Raw genomic sequence first — 19,753 nt, 5'->3', positions numbered from 1 at the left:
GTGGATTTACAAGCACAACTTGCCCATGCCAGAGCGCAGGTCGAACAAACAGTGGCGGCGTATTTCGCCCAGACACTGGACAGTGACGAGACAGCCATCGCTGCAGCGCGCTATAGCATCAGTAATGGTGGCAAACGGTTACGCCCATTTTTAGTTTACGCCACGGGGCAAATTTTTGGCGCCTCACCGCGCGATCTGGATATCGCTGCCGCGGCGGTTGAGTGCATTCACAGCTACTCGTTAGTGCATGACGATCTGCCCGCCATGGACGATGATGACTTGCGCAGGGGGAAACCCACCTGTCATATTGCCTTTGATGAAGCACAGGCCATTTTGGCAGGCGACGCGTTGCAAACATTGGCATTTGAACTGTTGTCTGCACACACATTTTCTGTATCGGCGACGAATCAAATTGCGATGATAAAAGCACTCGCTACAGCATCCGGACTGCAAGGCATGGTAGGTGGTCAGGCGCTGGATTTAGCCGCAACAGACAAGACTGTCAGCCTGGCTGAATTGGAGCGGATCCATCGTTTAAAAACTGGTGCTCTGCTGACCTGTGCCATTGAGCTGGGTGCGTTGTGTGCCCCCGACGTATCACCGCATACGCTTGCCCGATTACGAGACTATGGCCAAAGTATTGGTCTGGCATTTCAGGTTCAGGATGACATCCTCGACATCGAAGGCAACACCGAAGTCCTGGGTAAACCTCAGGGGTCTGATCTGGAACATAATAAATCTACGTATCCTGCACTGCTGGGATTGTCAGGCGCCAAGCAAAAAGCACAGTCGCTCGTAGAAGAAGCCAAACGGGCACTACAAGACATAGATGCGGACACTCAAACCCTGGCTTTGCTGGCAGATTATATCATCGCCAGAGACCATTAATGATGGTGCGCGGACTAGCAATCGACTGATAAGTCGCTAAATTAATAACTAGTTAAGTTATACTGTGGTGCATTGCACTGAGCACGCTGAACTACGCGCCTAAAAAGTGGCGTGTAAGCAAGCTGAGCACCAGCAACAGAATTCATAAATTTAATGGCGGATAAAGATGACAACCAAGTCAGCAAACTCTGCCCAGGATAACGTAATCAATATGAGTCTTGATAACAGCAAGTATCCCCTTTTGGCATTGATAGAACAGCCTGAGCAGCTGCGCTCTTTGCCACAACACAAACTGACTGAGTTCAGCAATGAGCTGCGTGACTATCTGCTCAACTCGGTCTCACAAAGCAGCGGCCACCTGGCCTCAGGCCTTGGGACCGTTGAACTGACAGTCGCACTGCACTACGTCTACAATACCCCTGTCGATCGCCTGGTGTGGGATGTGGGTCATCAAGCCTACCCGCACAAAATTCTGACCGGCCGTCGTGATAAAATGCACACCATACGGCAAAAAGATGGCCTGCACCCCTTCCCGTTTCGTGAAGAGAGTGAGTACGATACCTTCAGTGTTGGCCACTCCAGTACGTCTATTTCGGCAGCACTGGCCATGGCCATTGCCGCAGAGAAAGAACAGCAGGGCCGTAAAGTGGTTGCCGTGATCGGTGATGGTGCAATGACGGCGGGCATGGCCTTTGAGGCAATGAACCATGCCGGTGATGTGAATTCAGACATGCTGGTGATCCTTAACGACAATGAAATGTCGATCTCTGAAAACGTCGGCGCGCTGAACAACCACTTTGCGCGCATCTTATCCGGCAGTTTTTATACTAATATCCGTGAAGGCGGTAAAAAACTACTCTCCGGCGTACCACCGGTCAAAGAGCTGGCCAGCAAGGTTGAAGAGCATCTCAAGGGCATGGTGATACCGGGTACCTTTTTCGAGGAATTGGGCTTCAACTACATAGGTCCAATCGATGGCCACGATGTTAATATGTTGGTGGATACGCTCAGAAACATGCGTAACCTTAAAGGTCCGCAGTTGCTGCACGTTAAGACCCAAAAAGGTAAAGGCTATCAACCTGCGGAAGCCGACCCGATTGGCTACCACGCCGTCCCCAAATTTGACCCTAGCGTTCATAGTAAGCCTAAGTCAAAACCTGGTGCACCAACATTTTCAAAAGTATTTGGTGACTGGCTGTGTGATATGGCAGAGCTGGACAGCAAGCTGATGGCCATTACCCCGGCCATGCGTGAAGGCTCTGGCATGGTGCGCTTTTCAAAAGAGCACCCTAACCAGTACTTTGATGTGGCGATTGCCGAACAGCATGCGGTAACCTTAGGTGCCGGTTTTGCCTGTGAAGGTCTTAACCCCGTTGTTGCTATCTACTCGAGCTTTTTACAACGTGGTTACGATCAACTGATCCACGATGTGGCATTACAAAACCTGCCGGTGATGTTTGCCATAGACCGCGCCGGGATTGTGGGTGCCGACGGCGAGACGCACCAGGGCGCCTACGACTTAAGCTTTATGCGCTGTATTCCCAACATGGTGATTATGACCCCGAGTGACCTGAACGAATGCCGTCAGATGCTCTACACTGGCCATCGCCTGCAACAGCCCGCCGCAGTGCGCTACCCGCGAGGCTCCGCTGGTGAGGCAGAGATAGAGGCGCAGATGACAGAACTGGAAGTCGGTAAGGCCAAGCAACTGCGTACAGGTAAAAAGGTCGCTATTCTTAACTTTGGTACCTTGTTACACAACGCAAAACCGGTCGCAGACGCGCTGGATGCCACGTTGGTTGATATGCGCTTTGTGAAGCCGCTTGATGGCACTATGCTCGAAAAGCTGGCAGCCGAGCATGACTTACTTGTCACACTGGAAGATAATGCCATCGCAGGCGGCGCCGGTAGTGCCGTCAGTGAGTATCTGGCCGCTAAGCACATACTCAAACCCATTCTGCATTTGGGCATTCCCGATGAGTTCATTAAGCATGGTACTCAAGAGCAAATGCACGCCGAAATGGGCCTGGATGCCGACGGGATCCAGAAACGGATCGAAGCGGTACTCTAAAACGCCGCCACCATGGATTTTTAAAGCCACTGTCTTCACAGTGGCTTTTTTATTTCACCATTACTTGCTGGACAAACCCCGTTTTCAATACAACACTTTAACCAGCAACCCAAAGGCCAGCACGCCCTCATGACTGACGACTTTCGGGCTGGTAATACCAACTTCACTTAATACTTGTTCAATTTGAAGGAGCAAATATGACGCGAACTGATTTACAAGTTTCTCATTTAGAACAACTCGTTTGCTTTTTCATTAGGACTTACCATGGCTGATAGCTCAGCGCTTTTTGACTGGCAAAGTAGTGCACATCTCGGTTTTGAGCAGCTGCAAAGTTACTTTTTTAGCCTAATTCCCCAGCTATTCGTCGCTGCAATCATTCTGTTGCTAGGCTGGGGCTGTGCCTGGTTACTCAGCAAACTGGCACTGACGCTGCTGCGGGTACTTAATAAAGCGCTTGCCAGTATCCAGCAAAAGACACAGCAACCCAGACAGGTTCAACTTTCTCCCCAACATATCAAAGTCATTTGCCGTAGTGTTTTTTGGCTGACATTGCTGTTTTTCGCGACCGCTGCCGCCTCCAGCCTGGGCTTGAGTTTGTTTACTGACTCTGCTGCCGCACTCTTTGCCTACTTGCCGAACCTGATCACCGGTATCCTGATCATGGTTGCCGGTTATTTGCTGGCCGGACTGATCAGCTCCATGATTAAAGCCAGTGCACACTCCATCGGCTTTGCCCACACTGAGGCTGCCACCCGCATTGCACACTTTGTCATTCTTTTTACCGCCATGGTGATAGGCGTAGAGCAACTGGGGATCAATGTGCACTTTGTCACCAACCTGGTTATCGTCGTTACAGGCATGTTGTGTTTTGGTGTCGCGCTGGCATTCGGCCTCGGCAGTCAGGAGGTTATTGCAAATACGGTAGCAGCCAGGCAGGCGCAGCGCCATTGCCGGATTAATGATGATATCGACATTGCCGGTGTGCGTGGCAGATTAACGGAGATCACAGCGACTATGTTGGTCATCGAGTCCGATCAGGGACGTGTGCTGATCCCTGCCAGTGTGTTTCTAAAACACCATAGCCACATCAGTACCACAGACACGACCGGACACAGGCAATAAGGCAGAGTATGTCCACTTTACATCTCAAACTCGCCCAACACTTTATGCAGCAAGAACCGCGCGCAGCAGCCCGGCGGCTTGAGCTGCAAGCGCCTGAGGTGGTCACCAGTATTCTGTGCACACTGGCAGACCACGAAGTGGGCGGCGTACTCAAGGCCATGCACCCAAGTTATACCGCTCAGTTGCTACCCAATCTGGCACAAGTCCAACAGGCCCGTTGGTTACAGCTGCTTAACCTGGCCGACATTGCAGCCATCCTGCGCCATGTACCAAAGCACTCAACGGATACCTATCTGGCATTGCTGCCACTAAAAAAACAAACCCTGTGCCGGATGCTGATTAGCTACCCTGACTACACCGTGGGTGCCTGGGTCGAAACCGATGTGCTCACCCTGGATGACAAAATGTCGGTGGAAGACACCATCCTGCGACTTAAAAAGCGCGCCTATCGGGGCCCTTCAAGGCTGTATGTGGTTGATCACCAGCGTCAGGTTGTCGGCCAGATATCAATATACGATCTGCTCTGCCGCTCTGGCGGGCAACTGCTTGCCGACTTTATGGATAAAAAGGTGCCCTCTCTGAGCGGCTACACTGAGCTGGGTAGCGCGCTGGCTGCCAGCGTCTGGGACAGACAGGATCAGGTCGCTGTCGTCAATCGCAAGCAAGGGTTTATCGGCACTTTGCAACACTATCGCGTACGCCACGCCCTTAAACACCATGAGGTGGAGCAAATCGCCCCACTGGTGAGCAGTGACTTGTTCGATGCCTATGCCAGCTCATTTGCCAATGTGCTCGATTTATTGATCCCAGAAAAACCCTGAAGGAGGGCTTTATGCATGCCAGTAATGAGCAATTCGACGCCGCCATCGAGAAACTGGGTACCGCCTTTTTAAATACCTACCCGCGCAAAGGCGCTCAGTTGATAAGCCAGCTCCCCTGTGAGGAAGCTGCCCGGCTGCTGCATGAGCAACCTTTGTATATTGTGGTTAAACTCTGGAAGTATATCCCTCCAGGCAGCGCCAATGCGTTATTTAAGGCCATGGCGCACCCACTGAGTATTGACTTGCTGCGCCAGCTTGATGCCAATGTTGCAGTCAGTCTGCTTGCAACACTTGACGAAACCAGTCAGTCAGCGCTGTTTGGCGAGCTCAAAGCACAACACCCGGAGTTGGCCTGCGAACTCGAAGAACTGCTACTCTTTCCCCCGGACACCGCTGCCAGAATGATGGACCGCTCTATTCAGGCGTTTTATGCCGAAACCAGCGTACATGAAACCCTGAGCCAACTGAAAAAGCTCAAAACCAAAATTGCCGATGTGCTCTATGTGCTCGGCCCGGATCAGGCATTGATTGGTGAGTTGACGCTCAACCAGCTACTTGCCAGCGCAGGAAAACAAACACTTGGCACGCTGGCAGCCCCCGTAAAAGGCAAGCTGGACGTCATGGACCATAAAGACACAGTCGTCGAAATGTTTGAAGGCCTGCGGGCCCGGGCATTGCCCGTATTGGATGCACAAAAACAACTGGTAGGACAGATCCGCTTTTTTGATGTGTACCAGTCTACCAAAGAAGAGCTCGCCAGCGATATGCAAACCATGGTGGGGGCCAGTAAAGATGAAAAAGCCTTATCCAGCAGCTGGTTTGCAGTCAAAAAACGCCTTCCCTGGTTACAAATCAACTTACTCACTGCTTTCGCTGCCGCGGCGGTGGTTGGCGCATTTGAAGGGCTTATCGCCCAGGTAACCGCGCTGGCGATTTTGCTGCCTGTGGCAGCCGGGCAATCGGGCAATGCCGGCGCCCAGGCGCTGGCTGTCACTATGCGCGGTTTAACCCTCAGGGAGATCTCTACCCGACACTGGTATCAGGTGATGCTCAAGGAGATGCTGGCCGGCTTTCTCAATGGCCTCGCAATTGCCCTGACCTGCGCCATTGGCGTGTATATCTGGAGTCAGTCTGTGGGCTTAGCCCTGGTGATTGCGCTGGCCTTGATCTGCTCTTTGGTGATTGCAGGCAGTGCCGGTGCCATAGTGCCCATTGCCCTGAAGAAGTTTGGCCTCGACCCAGCACAGTCATCTTCCATCGTACTGACTACCATCACCGACATTGCCGGCTTCATGTCGTTTCTGGGTATCGCCCTGCTACTGTCGGATATGCTGCCCGTTGGTTAACAACCTTGCGCCATATCAATAGATAGTCTCTTAGTACTGGAAAATGGTTCTCAACCAGCAGACAATACGCCGGTGATTAAATGGAATTAGCGTGTCCCGACGGGACGAGTCTTCACGGAACCAAGTCCACTAGAGTCCCCAAAATGCGAGTGAGCGACACCCAACCTGTGCCCCCTCCTTGTATTGTCGGGTAAGTGGTTCTTTGCTGCCTGACCACACCTTACAGGCAGTACATCAGGAGTTTCCCTATGTCATCAGTAGCACACAAACAGGCCGCTCAGCAGGCACTCAATTGTATGGATCTAACCAGCCTGACCGGCACAGAAAGTGACGACGATATTATTCAGCTGTGCCAGCAGGCCAGCTCACAGGCAGGCTCCGTGGCCGCAGTCTGTATTTTCCCGCAACATATCCCACTGGCCAGACAGCATCTGGCTGTGGGGATCCGGATTGCCACTGTCACTAACTTCCCCCATGGCCCAGAGGATATCGCCAGTGCAGTCGAGCAAACCCGTGCGGCGGTTGCGCTCGGTGCCGATGAAGTCGATGTGGTGTTTCCGTACAGTGCATTGATGGCTGGCAAGCCTGAGGTTGGTGCGCAACTGGTGGCGCAATGTAAAGCGGCATGTGGTACTCAGCTGCTGCTCAAAGTCATCATTGAATCCGGTGAGCTAAAGACCGCTCAATACATTGAACAGGCGTCGCGTATTGCCATTGAAGCGGGTGCCGACTTTATCAAAACCAGCACCGGCAAAGTGACGGTGAATGCCACACTGGACGCCGCACACGTGATACTCAATACCATCAAAAGCAGTGGAAAAGCCGTCGGCTTTAAAGCAGCCGGTGGCGTGCGCACTGTAGGTGATGCCCATGCTTATCTGGAGAAGGCCAGGCAAATCATGGGACCTGACTGGGTGAATCCGCAGCACTTTAGGTTTGGCGCTTCGGGCTTACTCAGCGATGTGCTTACCACTTTGACAGGCTGTGCCAGTAAATCTGCGGGAGACTACTGATGATGCAACCCCACCAGAGCGTGCACATTAATGCACCTGCCGATGCGTTTGCCGACACCGTGTTACTGCCGGGCGATCCGCTGCGTGCCAAATTCATTGCTGAGCACTTTCTCACGGATGTGACTGAAGTGAACACCGTGCGCAATATGCTTGGTTACACCGGTTTATTTCAGGGCTACAGGGTGTCGGTGATGGGCACAGGCATGGGGATCCCGAGTTGCTCTATTTATGCCAAAGAATTGATCACTGAGTATAAAGTGAAAAACCTGATCCGGGTAGGTAGCTGTGGCGCAGTCTCCCGGCAGATACAACTGCGCGATATTATTATCGCCATGGGAGCCTGTACTGACTCCAAAGTAAATCGAATCCGCTTTAAAGATCATGACTTTGCCGCCATTGCTAACTTCAATCTGTTAAACACCTGCGTCAATACCGCAGCAAAGCTGGCGTTAAAAGTACACGTTGGCAATGTATTTTCATCCGACCTGTTTTATACTCCTCAGCCAGATATGTTTGACCTGATGGACAACATGGGGATCCTGGGTGTGGAAATGGAAGCAGCCGGTTTATATGGCGTGGCAGCACAATACGGTGCCAAGGCTCTGGCTATTTTAACCGTTGCTGACCATATCACCCTCAATACGCACCTGAGCAGTGATGCCAGACAATCTTCTTTCGAAGAGATGATCCAACTGGCACTGATGACAGCCAAGGCACTGTAACCGGATTGTACTTGTGCGCCAGTTAAGGCGCACACTGCCCATCAGACAAACCTGATAACATTGCCTTAAAAAATACTCAGAATTATGACCAAAACCCGACAGATCATTTATGCGGTTGTACTCAACCGGGGATTTTTACTGTTTCCACTGATACTGATCAGCCTACTGGTTGGCAGCATTACTGCAGAAGATATACGCTTTTTATTGGGTCATATGGACCAGCATGGCTATCAAAAAGTCATTGATAACGAATCGACCATCACCATTTTGCTGATTGGATTCGGGGCTATCATGGATGGCCGAAAAATCTTCTCAAGGCGTTTACTGGAAAGTAGAAACGACCCAACGCTTGAACCACACAGTGCGCTCAATGCCACGTCTGAATATTATGGTTTTATGCTCATTGTGATCGGTATTGCCATCGAAATTGTTGATCAAATTACTCGCTATTTGCGCACCTTCAATATCGATATCATTGCATTTGAAGCCATCTTTAGTTTGGTTTTCAATGTCATTGCACTCATTGTAATGCTCAAAGCAGCCTACAGAATTGCCGCCATTGACGTAGAAAAGCACCAGCTTTAGCCCTCTTAACCATAATGGTACTACTTTATTTCAGGCCCCTTTTGGCGTTGCACTCTGTTGCCAGTTTCCCCGCAGACAGAACTTCCGATTTATTCGGCCGACCTGCGCGGCCGAAGCCCCATCAGATATGTTCAGAGACCAGAATTAACAAACCACCTTCCCGGCATGATGGTGGGTATTGAAATAATCCAACTCATTCAACATCAATTACCTGCACACACGCAAATGGCAACGGCCCAGGAGGATGTGCAGAGCGAAGCAGCAGCCAAGCTGGTTGATATCAATGGCCCCACCGTTCAGGTACTCAGCGCCGGTTCAAGCTCTGAGTCGACATTCGTAGTCCTGTCCAGGCTATTCGCTTGCAGGTGTCTTTTCGGTACCTACCCGTCACGCGCCGACTGTTCCAGTTATCGCTGGAGGCCTGACCTCCGGCGATAAAAGCCTTGCTATACAAGTATACTTCGCCACCAAAGCGCAAGATGGCCTGTAACACTCACACGTGAATGAGCCATGTTGCTTACCACAATGATTTTTACCCTTTCCTGTGCATCTTTTTCTGCATCTCAAAAGTGCCCGCTGATGAATGATTTCATAACCTGAAAAAAGACTCACATTATTATTTTTTTCATTGCAATCTGAGTTACAAATTACCCATTGCAGGAAATAGCAATAGGCGTCCGGGAAAGTGACTGTCAGATAATGCGTCAAAGTGTATCGAACAAACCCGGCTTTACCTTTACAACAATAAACAAAGGAATTACCACTATGGACTTTTTTTCCCGATACATTACCGGTGATGATCTCAGGAAGTTAAGAAAGAACAAAGGCGTGACAACACAGGCAATGGCGACTCAGCTTGGTGTATGTCGTAAAACCTATGAAAACTGGGAACGCGATGTAGGCCAACCTAAACTCAACCAATTCTTTGCAATGGTGACCTTTTGCTCCGTAGATATCTCTGATTTTCTGACCAAGATACGTCAGCACGGTCAGGCCTAATTCTCTTCCCTCAGAGCGTGCGACATGGTGTCGCTCTGAGGGTTATACTAAAATAATTAAAATCCCTTCAGGCTTCAGCCAGTGCTTCGGGAAGTTCATGCACCCAACGCATTTCCCTCATCCAGCTTGTCATTGTAGGGAAACCCTTCTCCGGGCAGGTCATATTCCAAGCCGTCAACAGCGGATCGCCAAATATTCCCCCATTTTGGAATGTTTCCTTCAGAGACTGACTCATGCCCCGATAACTATCTTCCGGGAACACCAGATCAATCGATAATCCAAGGTGCCAAACCGCAGCAACAGACCAGGCTGTTGCCGCCATTTCTTCTCCGTCCATGGCTTGTTTTTCACGCCCATTTTTGAGCCCGTTTTTGTAAACGTCTTTGTGCAGCTGTGGCCTGAATATCGGCTCACATACCGCTATATGGCCCGCTTCATGGAGTATGTCTCCCGGGCAAACCAACTGTTCAACATCTATATGTAGTATGCCATGGACGATTTGAAGTCCCGGCAAAAACATTTCCCCCTTAACCGGACAAAGCGCATAGGGCAAATTAATATCGCTCAGAAAGTTACATATGATTCGAGTATCTTGATCCATTATTGGCTCCTTGCACTGGGTACAGACACGCCCAGTCTAGTCTTATTTGGTTATTTGCGAGTGTAGCGTTTTTAAAACATCTTAGATATTACATAAGATTACTGCATGAGTGCCCATTACGCCGCCGTACTGGGTCACATTTTTAGATAAAAATCACAACACAGATCAGCAAATGCCGCACTATACTCCCCCACTTTATTTCTCACACACAGACTTTGTAGTTCCTGCGTGGTGTCGTTACGGTGAAACTCCAGCATAAGCCTGCTAACAGGCTTGTCGGGCGTCATCGATACATCACAACGACGTGCCAGATGTAGACCTCGAAGCTCTGCCAGTGCAACAAACTCATGGCCTTCCTGAGTCGGTAAAATCACCGCCAACCGGCCCGCTTCGTCGCTGTGTCTGAAAAACGCCTCGATAAGCTGCACAAAACTCAGGCTGTCGGTGTGCCGTGCAGTATTGCGGGCAGTATCCGGCCCTTTTAAGCTGTAGTTAAAGTACGGCGGATTACTGATCACCAAATCATAAGGCTGGTCCGAGACGAATGTCTGAATGGGACTCTGATGTATACAAATACCCTGCCAGGGGCTGGCATGAATATTGTCTTTAGCATCCAGGCAAGCCTGCGCATCAATTTCAACCGCATCGATAGTCAGCGCTGGGGCGCGCTGTTTGCACATCAAACTCAGTAACCCCGTACCTGTGCCAATGTCGAGCATGCGCTGCACACCCGCCACATCCACCCAGGCGCCGAATAACACTCCATCGGTCGACACCTTCATTGCACTGCGCGATTGCGCCACCGTAAATTGCTTAAATGCAAAGCCTGCCATTTTGCTCCTTTGAGAAACCCGGATTGCCAAGTATAATTCCGCTATTGTCCTTTATTTGTGATGCACTATGCAATTTACTGAATTCGATCTCGACGGCACGCTACTGACTGCCATAAAAAAAATGGGCTTTGAGCAAGCCACCAGCATTCAACAGCTGGCCATTCCGGAGGCCCTGATGGGCCGCGATATCCTTGCTTCCGCGCCAACGGGCACAGGTAAAACAGCCGCGTTCCTGATCCCGGCAATTCAGTATTTGATGGATTTTCCGCGTCGCGACCCAGGGTTTGCCCGTGTGCTGATCATGACGCCGACCCGCGAGCTGGCCTATCAGGTGTTTGAGCAATGCGAAGCGTTAGCAGCAGGCACGCACCTGAAAATTGGCGTGGTGACCGGAGGGATTAACTACGGCAGTCACAAAGAAATCTTTGAAAAGAACAACGACATTCTGATCGCCACGCCCGGGCGTTTGATGGAATACCTCGAAACTGAGAACTTCCACGCTGATAACGTTGAGCTGTTGATCCTTGATGAAGCCGATCGCATGCTGGACCTGGGCTTTAAAAAAGAAATGCTCAAGATCTGTAACGAAGCGAAAAACCGCCGTCAGTGTTTCCTGTTTTCAGCGACCCTGGAAGGCGACAGTGTCGAGCTGTTTGCCGAACGTATCTTAAAAGATCCTGCGCTGCTTGAAGCCGAATCATCGCGCAAAGAAAAAGGCAAAATTCATCAGTGGATCCATCTGGCTGATGATTACGAGCATAAACTGGCGATGCTGGCCAACCTGCTGCAAAGCGAAGATGTCACTAAGGCCATTGTATTCGTGAAGACCCGTGAGCGTCTCGAAAAACTGGTTGGCGAGTTGTACACTCAGGACATCAAAACCACCTGGCTGCGTGGTGAAATGCCCCAGGATAAACGCATGGCTGCCATGGCCAGCTTCCACAGTGGTCGCACCCGCATTCTGATCGCCACCGATGTGGCGGCGCGCGGTATCGACGTCGCGGATATCAGCCATGTGATTAACTTTGATATGCCGCGCACTGCCGACATTTATGTACACCGCATTGGCCGTACCGGTCGTGCCGGTAAAAAAGGCACCGCCATTTCACTGGTTGAGGCCCATGATGCTGAGATCCTCGGCAAGGTCGAGCGCTACACAGAGCAGAAGCTAAAACGCCGTGTCATTGAAGGCCTGGAGCCAAAACACAAAGAAGCCAAGCTGCCGAAAAAGAAAAAAGATCCGGCAAAAATTAAGGCCAAGAAAAAGGCCGCCAAAGTCAAAGCGAAAAAGAAAAAGTAGCCTGACCTGAGCCATATCAGGACGCTGCCCGGCGTCCTGCATTTTTCCTTCCTCCCCTTATTACTCCCTTTATTTTTTATCCTGACGATAAAAATAACTCGCGAGCTAAGCACGGTTTTTGTCGTTATAGTCGCCAAAAATAAGCCTGATTAAGTGATCTATTCCGACAGTGAAAATTTGTTTTATTATGTACCCGTGGGAGCGGGTTGACGCCGAGAACGACAGTACCCTGCGCCTGATCCACGAAGCAGTATCGCGCAATCACATTGTTGCCATTACCACAGTCAACGCCCTGACCATCCGCGACAGCGTTGCCAGCGCGTTTTGCGATGTGTTCGTCAAGCAGGACAAGGTCTCCGACAACTTCGTCAGTTTTTACAACAAGGCCCAGTTTAAGCGCACTCAGTTACCGCTGGCCGGGTTTGATGTGATTTTTATGCGCGCCAATCCGCCGCTCGATACCCTGGCTATGAACTTTCTTGACTCTGTGCGCGACGATACCTTTATCGTGAACGACATCGACGGGCTGCGTATTGCTAACAACAAGCTGTATACCGCGTCCTTTCAGGGCACTGCGAGTGAGTTTATTCCGGCCACCCATGTGTCAAAAAACAAAGAGTACCTGGAGCGGATCTTCGCCGAGTCCAGCTGCGACAAAATGATCCTCAAGCCGCTCGATGGCTACGGTGGCCGCGGTGTCATTGTGCTGGAAAAAAGCGCCAAGCAGAGCTTCAGCTCCCTGCTGGAATTTTATATTGGTGGCGATGAGTCTGGCAAAGGCAGCAATTATGTGATCTTGCAGGAATATGTGCCCGGTGCCGCAGAGGGCGATGTGCGGATCCTGATGCTCAATGGCGAGCCCATCGGGGCGATGAAACGCATTCCGGCCAGCAATGAAGTGCGTGCCAACGTGCATGCCGGTGGCAAAGTGGTTAAGCACAAACTGACTGCTCAGGAGCAGGCGTTGTGCAAACACATAGGCCCCAAATTGGTGCGCGATGGCCTGTACTTTGTTGGCATTGATGTGATTGGTGGCAAGCTGATTGAGGTGAATGTGCTCAGTCCGGGCGGGATCTCTCGCATCAACCGTCTGAACCGCACCCGTTTGCAGGTACAAGTGATCGACTTTGTTGAAAGTGTGGTACATGCCAAAGAGCTGGTAAACCATCGTAAAAATGCATTTCGTCAGGTAATTGAAGATGCCCATGCAGTCTGAACAAGCGCTGGTCGCGGCCCTTGCCGCCCAGCAACCCTTTGAAGGGGAAGTGGCCGGCGGTGCCGTGTATTTACACATCCGCGAATATGTGCCTTATGTGGCGACAGCCGTCCATGCCGGGAGCCGCTTGCGGACATCCTTACACGGCAATATGGCGCTGAGTGAGCAGGCCCGTTTTGAGGAGGAAGATCCCCACACCGGCGAGCTGATTGATGCCATGCCGATTGTGTTGATTGCCCGTGACTCTCGTTACGAGTACGACCTCAACCGTGCCCCGCAGCAGGCCATTTATACCCAGGCCTGGGGCAAAGAAGTCTGGCAACAGCAGCCCGATGGCACCGAGCGCGATCTCAGCCTGTCTAAACATGCGGCCTACTATCAGGTGCTCAGGCTGGTACTGGATACACTGGAGAAAAAGTTCGGCGCCTGTCTGGTATTCGACATCCACAGCTACAACTGGCAGGTTCGCCAGTACGACTTTGCGCCCGACTTTAACCTCGGCACTGCCCAGCTCGATGCACTGCGCTGGCGTCCGGTGTTTAATACCCTCAGGCAGCAGCTGTGCCGTAAAAAATTTCAGGGCGCACCGCTGAGCTTTGCCGAAAACAGCGTGTTTCAGGGTGACGGCTATCAGGCCACGTTTGTGACTAAAACATACAAAAACACCCTGATCCTGCCGCTGGAAGTGCGTAAGTTCTTTATGGACGAGCTGACCGGGGAGCTCTACCCGCTGGTATTCGAAAAGCTCAAGCGCAATCTGCATATTGCCCTCACTCAGACCGCGCGGTTTTTTATTAAACGCTATTGCTCCAAAGCCATGGTGCAGTTTAACCATGTTCAGCAACATATTGACCCGGCCATCAAGGCGGTCGATCTGGCGCTGTATAAACTGGCCCGTAACCTGGATACCCTGCATTATGTGAACCCGACCAACATCGCTCAGGAAAAGCGTCGATTCTTTAACAAAAGCCATTACCGGCCCCAGTTTAAGTATCGCCCGCTGCGCATGGACCCGTATGAATTTAAAGAGCAGCTCTATCGCTTGCCTGTGGCGGACATCGGCGATCCGCTGATCAAAGACATCTATCGCAAGCTCATTGATAACTTTGCCACGAAAATTGACGTTATCACTCAGGTCGGCAAAGAGCAGTTCTTGTATAACTCATTGCGCTACTATGGTGAACCGAGCGTCGATGACATCGCCAACGCGCGCTTTATCATTCATGCCACTGAGCCACAGCCGGCGGCACCAAAAACCATCAATGCCGAGCAGGCGCTGGGCCGCTTTGAGCTGGCCATTGCACAGATGCAGCTGCCCTGTAAGGTGAGCCTGTCGACTAAGCTGGTGGCCAAGGCCATGGTGGATAACGGCAAGAAAACCCTGCTGGTTAACAGCACGGCGATGTTCTCTGAGCTGGATGTTCGGGCGCTGATAGAGCATGAAATTGGTGTACACCTGCTCACCACGCTCAATGCCGAACAACAGCCGCTGCATCTGCTGCGGCTGGGGCTGCCGGGCAATACGTATACCCAGGAAGGGCTGGCGATTTTCCGTGAGTTCCAGTCGGGGAATATCAACCTGATGCGTCTGAAAACGCTGGCGCTGCGGGTGCTGGCCGTGGATAAAATGGTCAAAGGTGAGCAGTTTTATCAGGTGTATGAGTTTTTGCGTGATACCGGTTATCTGGGCAGCGCCGAGGCATTTGGCCTGACCACCCGGGTATTTCGCGGTGGCGGTTTTACTAAAGATCATCTCTATCTGAAAGGCTTCAGAGACGTGGTGAAACTGTCGCAGCAGCGCTCGCTCGATAACCTCTATCTGGGCAAAACCGGGCTGGCACAGCTGGATGCCATAGACATGCTGGTTGAACGTCAGTTACTGGATAAACCGGCCTACCTGCCGGATTATAGCCGCGATCCGGATCATCCGGATGCTATCCTCAGCTATCTGATCAGCTGTATAAAATAAGCTGACGGCTTTTATCTTGTCAGACACGGGGTTACACTGCATAGAGTACTCACTGATGCAGGAACCCCGATGCTCACAGCACAACAAGTCACCGCTCTGGAAGTTTATCTGGCCCATTTACGCCTTAAGATTGACCCCGCACTGGCACAAAAATATCCCACCTTTGCTGGCAAACCTTATCCGCTCGGGCGCTGCAAAGAAGTCCGTAATGCCATCCAGGATCTGCTCAAAGCGGAGCTGGCAAAGCAGCCCGTTGCCGCACCATTGCAACCACTCAAAGCGCTGCTGGACAGCGGCCTGACGCTCGAGCCGGTATGGGGGTCACTGCGTGATGAGTACTTTCAGAATGCACTGGTGGCCGGACCCTGGTACATAGATGCTGCCAATGATACCGTCAATCCCAATAAACCCCGAGTCGAGATCCGCTTACTTGCGGAGTCTGGGTTTGCTGCCATCACCAGCTTTGAGCAGTTTGTAAACATCGCTCGCAGCTACTGGGAAGTCGACGTCTATCGCAATGAGATTTTCCCGGCACTGGCCCCGTTTATGCCTTTAGTATGTGTGAGTCATAGCGGTGTCAGCTGGCTTGCCGCCGCCAACGACGACATGCTGCTACTGGCTCGGGACAGTGCCTTTGAGCTGGTCGAGCGGGTGCTGCCCACTTTACCTGCACCGCCACCGGCACTCACCGACAAATGGCACAGCGCCGCGACCAGCGTAGAGATGCCAAGCCAGCTGTTAAAAGCGCAAACACGCAGTGCCCAGGCTATGTGTCAGCACTACCGCAGCGAGGGCAAACACCAGGATATCCTGTTTCGCGATGAAGTGGTGCTTGCCTACCTCAGCCTGCCGGTAAACGTACAGGTGTGACACTGCCCCTGGACAGCACTATGGTGGCTATTAAAGCAGTCACCACTACGGGCATACTCCACAGGTTGAGCGTCTGCCAGCCCACCGTGGCTTCCAAAAAGCCTGCACTCAGCGACGATGCCACCACCATGCTGAAGACTAAAAACTCATTACAGGCCTGTGCCTTGGCCCGCTCTTGTGGCGCATACGTCTGACTGACCAGTTGCGTGGCGCTGATAAACATAAAGTTCCAGCCCACGCCAAGGGCAAATAAGGCCAGTAAAAAATGCCAGTGGCTCACGCCCAGCAGGTTAATACCAGCACTAATCAGATACAGCACACAGCCCGACAGGATCATCAACTGCGCCCCGAAGCGCTCAATCAGTTTGCCGGTGAAAAATGACGGCAGAAACATGCCCAGCACATGCCACTCAATCACCAGTGCGGAATCTGCCAGATCAAACCCATGACGATGCATGGCCAGCGGCGTCGCAGTCATCAGAAAGTTCATCACGGAATAGCTGATCATGGCCACCAGCACCGCCAGCTGAAACTGCTTCTGTGCCGCGATTTCTTTCAGAGTCCGGGCGGGTGCCGGGGTGGTCTGTGGATCCACTTCCGTAAAGCGTACGCCCTGTAGCAGCAGTAAGGCAAGAACATACAAGCCGCTGAGCGCAATAAAAGAGTTGGCATAATTGAGCGCCGGATACACCTCATTGACCCAGACGGCCAGGTTCGGTCCCAAAATCGCTGCCACCACACCACTGGCCATAATGGTCGAAATGGCCGTAGCGGGCTTGTCACTGGCCTCTATGGCCGCAAACCGATACAAGGTGGCAAAGCCAATACCGATACCAATCAAAGTGGTCGCCACACAAAACAGGGCAAAATCGCTTTCTCTGAGCGCCCAGACACCCAGCAAGGTGCCGCTGATCCCGACCAGATTACCCAGTGAGAAGCCCAGTCTGCGGCCGGTTTTAGCCATGATCAGCGAGGCCGGAATCGTCGCCATCAATAGCCCAGCCATCTGCATAGCTACCGGCAAGGTGGTCAGCGCTGCCGATGGACTGAGCAACTGACCGACCAACGCGGAGATGGTTACCAGCAGAATATTTCCTGTGGTGATCAGGCCCTGGCAGCAGGCCAGCAGCAAGACATTTTTATTCATCGCTTATTCTGAGACACCTTCGTTGTCTGCTACTGTGCTCTCGGCCTTCTTTAGACCCTCAAGATAACTGGCAACAAATTCTTCGTACTGTTTTTGCATTTGTGAGATATTGATGTCCACTTCACTGTGCCAGCTTTGACCCAAGTCTGTCGTACTCACAATCTGCCCCTGATCGCACAAAAAGTAAAGGGTGTTTTGCGACGTTAGCTCGGGTAATAAAATGTGACAGTTTACTTTAAGCGGGCCCTGCTGTTGCCAGTCACTTGCCTGGTCAGCACCTTGATTCAGCGTGATAATTTTGTGAGTACGCTTGGACTGAGTGGCCGACTTCTGCAAACTGGTACTTACCAAAGTACCATCAGATAACACAGCAGCTAAGCTCGTGTCATGTTTATTGTTACTAAACAGAGAACTGCCACGTTGAATTTTATGCCAGCTCAGGCCGTAATCGAAGCTCACCAAGGGATCGCCATAACCATCCCATTGACTCACTTCTACGCCCAACAAAACGCCACTCTTCAGTTGGGTAAAGCGCTTGAATGACCTGTATTTTTTAGCTTGCCATTGTTGTAATGCAACATCATACCAATGAAGTTTATTGTCGTTGATAATATTCAGATTACCGGCTTGGTTAAAAAACGCGAATAGTCCACCGTTTTGCACCCAAAATGTTTGACCTTGCTTCTTTTTGAATTGCCCAATTTGCTGCCACTGTTCAGCCGAACTTCCAAACTTGTAGATTGTATGTAGCTTGTCTGAGCTTGTTAGAGCATATCCAACCTGCGAATGAGTCCCCATCCAAACAATCGCCTCTTTGGCACTGACGGGCGCATGGTTCGTCCAGCCTTCTGCTGTTTTTTCAAATAATTGACCACGTTCGCTTCCCACCAATAATTGACCGTTTAGCTCCATCGCTGACAGAAGCTCGCTGTCTGTCGGCAAATCATACTGTTGCCACCTTCTATCAGAAACGAGCCTAAGCTGACCAAACTTTGCAAGTACTGCGTTATAATCAGCCCCCTTGATCGAGACCGCCTTATTTCCGTATGCATTATCTCGCGAAAGTGCTCCCAATGAATCTCTGATGGGATCGAGGATGTCCCGCTGCCACCCTAGCGGATCAGAGAAATCAACCGACATACTCAAATTAGCATAATGCTCGCGAACAAACATCCCTAGCTCTGCCGAGGTTTTAAGCCGCGTGACATACGCTTTTTGTTTTGATGATTGACTCCAGAAGCTATCATTTTTAATGTTCAGTAGTGGTTGAAACACCACAGAGCCCAGATCGGTAAAGCGACCTTTTTCCACCTTAAACTCCCCTGCAGAGGAAAAAACCGGCATACTGATCCACGACACCACATTACCGTCATTATAGTAGCTATACAGCTGCACGATGGCATAGTTCCCCTCTGGAACTGCACCGACAAAAACCTGACTGGACTCGGTGCCATGTGCCCTTGCACTCAGTGTATAAACATCGGGATCCCAGTCGACCTTATCTTCATCGATTGGCTTACCCTTTGCCTTAGATTTCGCTTTTGCAATGGCTGCCTGCTTGAGAGCTTGTTGGTTATCCAGACGTGCAACTATCACTTCCCCCCACTCTCGGTGCCATTGCCCTAGGCGCTCAGCGTTATTGATCACTTGCACTGCAATTACTCCCTGGTCCATAGCCAGAGGTTGATCCACATTGATACGTGTTTGCTTTATCGGCGTTGTATTACAGGCACTCAGTAATAAAACGCTCAGGATGGTTAAAAGAAGAGGAAGGTGCTTCATCGCTATTCCTGTTTATTATACGTGAGACATTCAATTGTCATTGTTTTTTGGCGCTCTATTATGCCATAGCAATTGGACAAGGTAATAGCAAGCTGTATAAATTTTGGTTACTTTCAGGTTAGGGTAAAGCGCACAGGTGGGTGAAGGTGTGAAAGGCATATTTTACGATATGCCCCAGAAAACCTGATCGTTTGCTCAGTTTGCGCTAACCAGATCCATGTTGGGGTAAGCAAGTCACTCTGCAGGCACACTCACCCGACACTGATTCGCCTGTTCATAACAACGCTGAATACACCGCGCCTGAAGCGGATCGGCACTGACGTAGTTGTCCTGGCAGCGCTGCACACAGGTGCGCTCGGTATGCTCGCACGTAAGGACGATGCCACCCGCATGTGTACTGAGCTGGCCCTGACAGCCAGCCAGTAACCCCAATATTCCAACTAACACTAGTCCTTTAGTCACCACGAC

18 protein-coding genes are annotated in these 19,753 nt (G+C 51.2%); 13 read left to right on the top strand and 5 right to left on the bottom strand.

Features of this window, described 5'->3' with window-relative positions; genetic code table 11:
• The 9 genes from ispA (at window position 1) to MHN33_RS10160 (ending at window position 9,567) form a co-directional block, all read left to right on the top strand.
• Window positions 1-888 (top strand): (2E,6E)-farnesyl diphosphate synthase, encoded by an 888-nt coding sequence (ispA, locus tag MHN33_RS10200; RefSeq protein WP_343224841.1) that lies wholly within the window; start codon window positions 1-3, stop codon window positions 886-888.
• Window positions 889-1,099: 211 nt separating this feature from the next.
• Window positions 1,100-2,959, top strand: coding sequence for a 1-deoxy-D-xylulose-5-phosphate synthase (dxs, locus tag MHN33_RS10195; RefSeq protein WP_239397910.1), 1,860 nt, complete (start codon window positions 1,100-1,102; stop codon window positions 2,957-2,959).
• Between the two features lie 264 nt (window positions 2,960-3,223).
• A complete protein-coding gene (locus tag MHN33_RS10190; RefSeq protein ID WP_239397852.1) occupies window positions 3,224-4,081 on the top strand; it encodes a mechanosensitive ion channel domain-containing protein in 858 nt (285 codons plus the stop codon).
• 8 nt (window positions 4,082-4,089) lie between these two features.
• Window positions 4,090-4,902: a CBS domain-containing protein gene (locus MHN33_RS10185; protein WP_239397851.1), complete on the top strand. Its 813-nt coding sequence runs from the start codon at window positions 4,090-4,092 to the stop codon at window positions 4,900-4,902.
• An 11-nt stretch (window positions 4,903-4,913) separates the two neighbouring features.
• Window positions 4,914-6,248, top strand: coding sequence for a magnesium transporter (locus MHN33_RS10180; RefSeq protein WP_239397850.1), 1,335 nt, complete (start codon window positions 4,914-4,916; stop codon window positions 6,246-6,248).
• A gap of 248 nt (window positions 6,249-6,496) precedes the next feature.
• On the top strand, window positions 6,497-7,261 hold the full coding sequence (gene deoC / locus MHN33_RS10175; RefSeq protein ID WP_239397849.1) for a deoxyribose-phosphate aldolase: 765 nt from the start codon (window positions 6,497-6,499) through the stop codon (window positions 7,259-7,261).
• A 2-nt stretch (window positions 7,262-7,263) separates the two neighbouring features.
• Window positions 7,264-7,983: a purine-nucleoside phosphorylase gene (deoD, locus tag MHN33_RS10170; protein ID WP_239397909.1), complete on the top strand. Its 720-nt coding sequence runs from the start codon at window positions 7,264-7,266 to the stop codon at window positions 7,981-7,983.
• Between the two features lie 84 nt (window positions 7,984-8,067).
• Window positions 8,068-8,568, top strand: a complete 501-nt coding sequence (locus MHN33_RS10165; protein WP_239397848.1) for a hypothetical protein — start codon at window positions 8,068-8,070, stop codon at window positions 8,566-8,568.
• Between the two features lie 765 nt (window positions 8,569-9,333).
• Complete coding sequence (locus MHN33_RS10160; RefSeq protein ID WP_046002947.1) at window positions 9,334-9,567, top strand: helix-turn-helix transcriptional regulator; 234 nt, start codon at window positions 9,334-9,336, stop codon at window positions 9,565-9,567.
• A 67-nt stretch (window positions 9,568-9,634) separates the two neighbouring features.
• Here the strand turns inward: MHN33_RS10160 and MHN33_RS10155 are convergent, their stop codons facing one another.
• On the bottom strand, window positions 9,635-10,168 hold the full coding sequence (locus tag MHN33_RS10155; RefSeq protein ID WP_239397847.1) for a hypothetical protein: 534 nt from the start codon (window positions 10,166-10,168) through the stop codon (window positions 9,635-9,637).
• A gap of 134 nt (window positions 10,169-10,302) precedes the next feature.
• Window positions 10,303-11,001, bottom strand: a complete 699-nt coding sequence (locus tag MHN33_RS10150) for a methyltransferase (RefSeq protein ID WP_239397846.1) — start codon at window positions 10,999-11,001, stop codon at window positions 10,303-10,305.
• A 67-nt stretch (window positions 11,002-11,068) separates the two neighbouring features.
• Here MHN33_RS10150 and srmB point away from each other — a divergent pair, with 67 nt between their 5' ends.
• From srmB to MHN33_RS10130, 4 genes are all read left to right on the top strand, one after another.
• Window positions 11,069-12,301, top strand: a complete 1,233-nt coding sequence (gene srmB, locus MHN33_RS10145) for an ATP-dependent RNA helicase SrmB (RefSeq protein ID WP_054014621.1) — start codon at window positions 11,069-11,071, stop codon at window positions 12,299-12,301.
• A 169-nt stretch (window positions 12,302-12,470) separates the two neighbouring features.
• On the top strand, window positions 12,471-13,517 hold the full coding sequence (gene gshB, locus MHN33_RS10140; protein WP_125778864.1) for a glutathione synthase: 1,047 nt from the start codon (window positions 12,471-12,473) through the stop codon (window positions 13,515-13,517).
• Complete coding sequence (locus MHN33_RS10135) at window positions 13,507-15,486, top strand: flavohemoglobin expression-modulating QEGLA motif protein (protein WP_239397844.1); 1,980 nt, start codon at window positions 13,507-13,509, stop codon at window positions 15,484-15,486. The genes gshB and MHN33_RS10135 overlap by 11 nt, the downstream gene beginning before the upstream one ends.
• Before the next feature lie 69 nt (window positions 15,487-15,555).
• On the top strand, window positions 15,556-16,356 hold the full coding sequence (locus MHN33_RS10130) for a hypothetical protein (protein ID WP_239397843.1): 801 nt from the start codon (window positions 15,556-15,558) through the stop codon (window positions 16,354-16,356).
• On the opposite strand, the gene MHN33_RS10125 is transcribed toward MHN33_RS10130, so the two are convergent.
• The 3 genes from MHN33_RS10125 to MHN33_RS10115 all read right to left on the bottom strand — a co-directional run bounded on the left by MHN33_RS10125 (window position 16,328) and on the right by MHN33_RS10115 (window position 19,747).
• Window positions 16,328-17,503 carry an MFS transporter gene (locus tag MHN33_RS10125; protein ID WP_239397842.1) on the bottom strand — a complete coding sequence of 392 codons (1,176 nt, stop codon included), beginning with the start codon at window positions 17,501-17,503 and terminating at the stop codon, window positions 16,328-16,330. The two genes, MHN33_RS10130 and MHN33_RS10125, sit on opposite strands and share 29 nt — an antisense overlap.
• A gap of 3 nt (window positions 17,504-17,506) precedes the next feature.
• Complete coding sequence (locus tag MHN33_RS10120) at window positions 17,507-19,285, bottom strand: hypothetical protein (protein WP_239397841.1); 1,779 nt, start codon at window positions 19,283-19,285, stop codon at window positions 17,507-17,509.
• A 234-nt stretch (window positions 19,286-19,519) separates the two neighbouring features.
• Window positions 19,520-19,747: a hypothetical protein gene (locus MHN33_RS10115; RefSeq protein WP_239397840.1), complete on the bottom strand. Its 228-nt coding sequence runs from the start codon at window positions 19,745-19,747 to the stop codon at window positions 19,520-19,522.
• Window positions 19,748-19,753: the final 6 nt, after the last annotated feature.

Source organism: Pseudoalteromonas sp. OOF1S-7, assembly GCF_022347765.1.
Classification (GTDB): Bacteria; Pseudomonadota; Gammaproteobacteria; order Enterobacterales; family Alteromonadaceae; genus Pseudoalteromonas.
The sequence above is the reverse complement of the archived record's forward strand: the minus strand, read 5'-3'. Positions and strand labels throughout refer to the sequence as shown.

Excerpts from the sequence above, each read along its gene's own strand:
- MHN33_RS10155 (WP_239397847.1), bottom strand. The coding sequence starts at position 10,168 with ATGGATCAAGATACTCGAATCATATGTAACTTTCTGAGCGATATTAAT.
- MHN33_RS10120 (WP_239397841.1), bottom strand. The coding sequence starts at position 19,285 with ATGAAGCACCTTCCTCTTCTTTTAACCATCCTGAGCGTTTTATTACTG.
- MHN33_RS10130 (WP_239397843.1), top strand. The coding sequence starts at position 15,556 with ATGCTCACAGCACAACAAGTCACCGCTCTGGAAGTTTATCTGGCCCAT.
- MHN33_RS10180 (WP_239397850.1), top strand. The coding sequence starts at position 4,914 with ATGCATGCCAGTAATGAGCAATTCGACGCCGCCATCGAGAAACTGGGT.
- MHN33_RS10125 (WP_239397842.1), bottom strand. The coding sequence starts at position 17,503 with ATGAATAAAAATGTCTTGCTGCTGGCCTGCTGCCAGGGCCTGATCACC.
- MHN33_RS10185 (WP_239397851.1), top strand. The coding sequence starts at position 4,090 with ATGTCCACTTTACATCTCAAACTCGCCCAACACTTTATGCAGCAAGAA.
- MHN33_RS10165 (WP_239397848.1), top strand. The coding sequence starts at position 8,068 with ATGACCAAAACCCGACAGATCATTTATGCGGTTGTACTCAACCGGGGA.
- dxs (WP_239397910.1), top strand. The coding sequence starts at position 1,100 with ATGAGTCTTGATAACAGCAAGTATCCCCTTTTGGCATTGATAGAACAG.
- MHN33_RS10135 (WP_239397844.1), top strand. The coding sequence starts at position 13,507 with ATGCAGTCTGAACAAGCGCTGGTCGCGGCCCTTGCCGCCCAGCAACCC.
- srmB (WP_054014621.1), top strand. The coding sequence starts at position 11,069 with ATGCAATTTACTGAATTCGATCTCGACGGCACGCTACTGACTGCCATA.
- MHN33_RS10190 (WP_239397852.1), top strand. The coding sequence starts at position 3,224 with ATGGCTGATAGCTCAGCGCTTTTTGACTGGCAAAGTAGTGCACATCTC.
- deoC (WP_239397849.1), top strand. The coding sequence starts at position 6,497 with ATGTCATCAGTAGCACACAAACAGGCCGCTCAGCAGGCACTCAATTGT.
- deoD (WP_239397909.1), top strand. The coding sequence starts at position 7,264 with ATGCAACCCCACCAGAGCGTGCACATTAATGCACCTGCCGATGCGTTT.
- MHN33_RS10150 (WP_239397846.1), bottom strand. The coding sequence starts at position 11,001 with ATGGCAGGCTTTGCATTTAAGCAATTTACGGTGGCGCAATCGCGCAGT.
- MHN33_RS10160 (WP_046002947.1), top strand. The coding sequence starts at position 9,334 with ATGGACTTTTTTTCCCGATACATTACCGGTGATGATCTCAGGAAGTTA.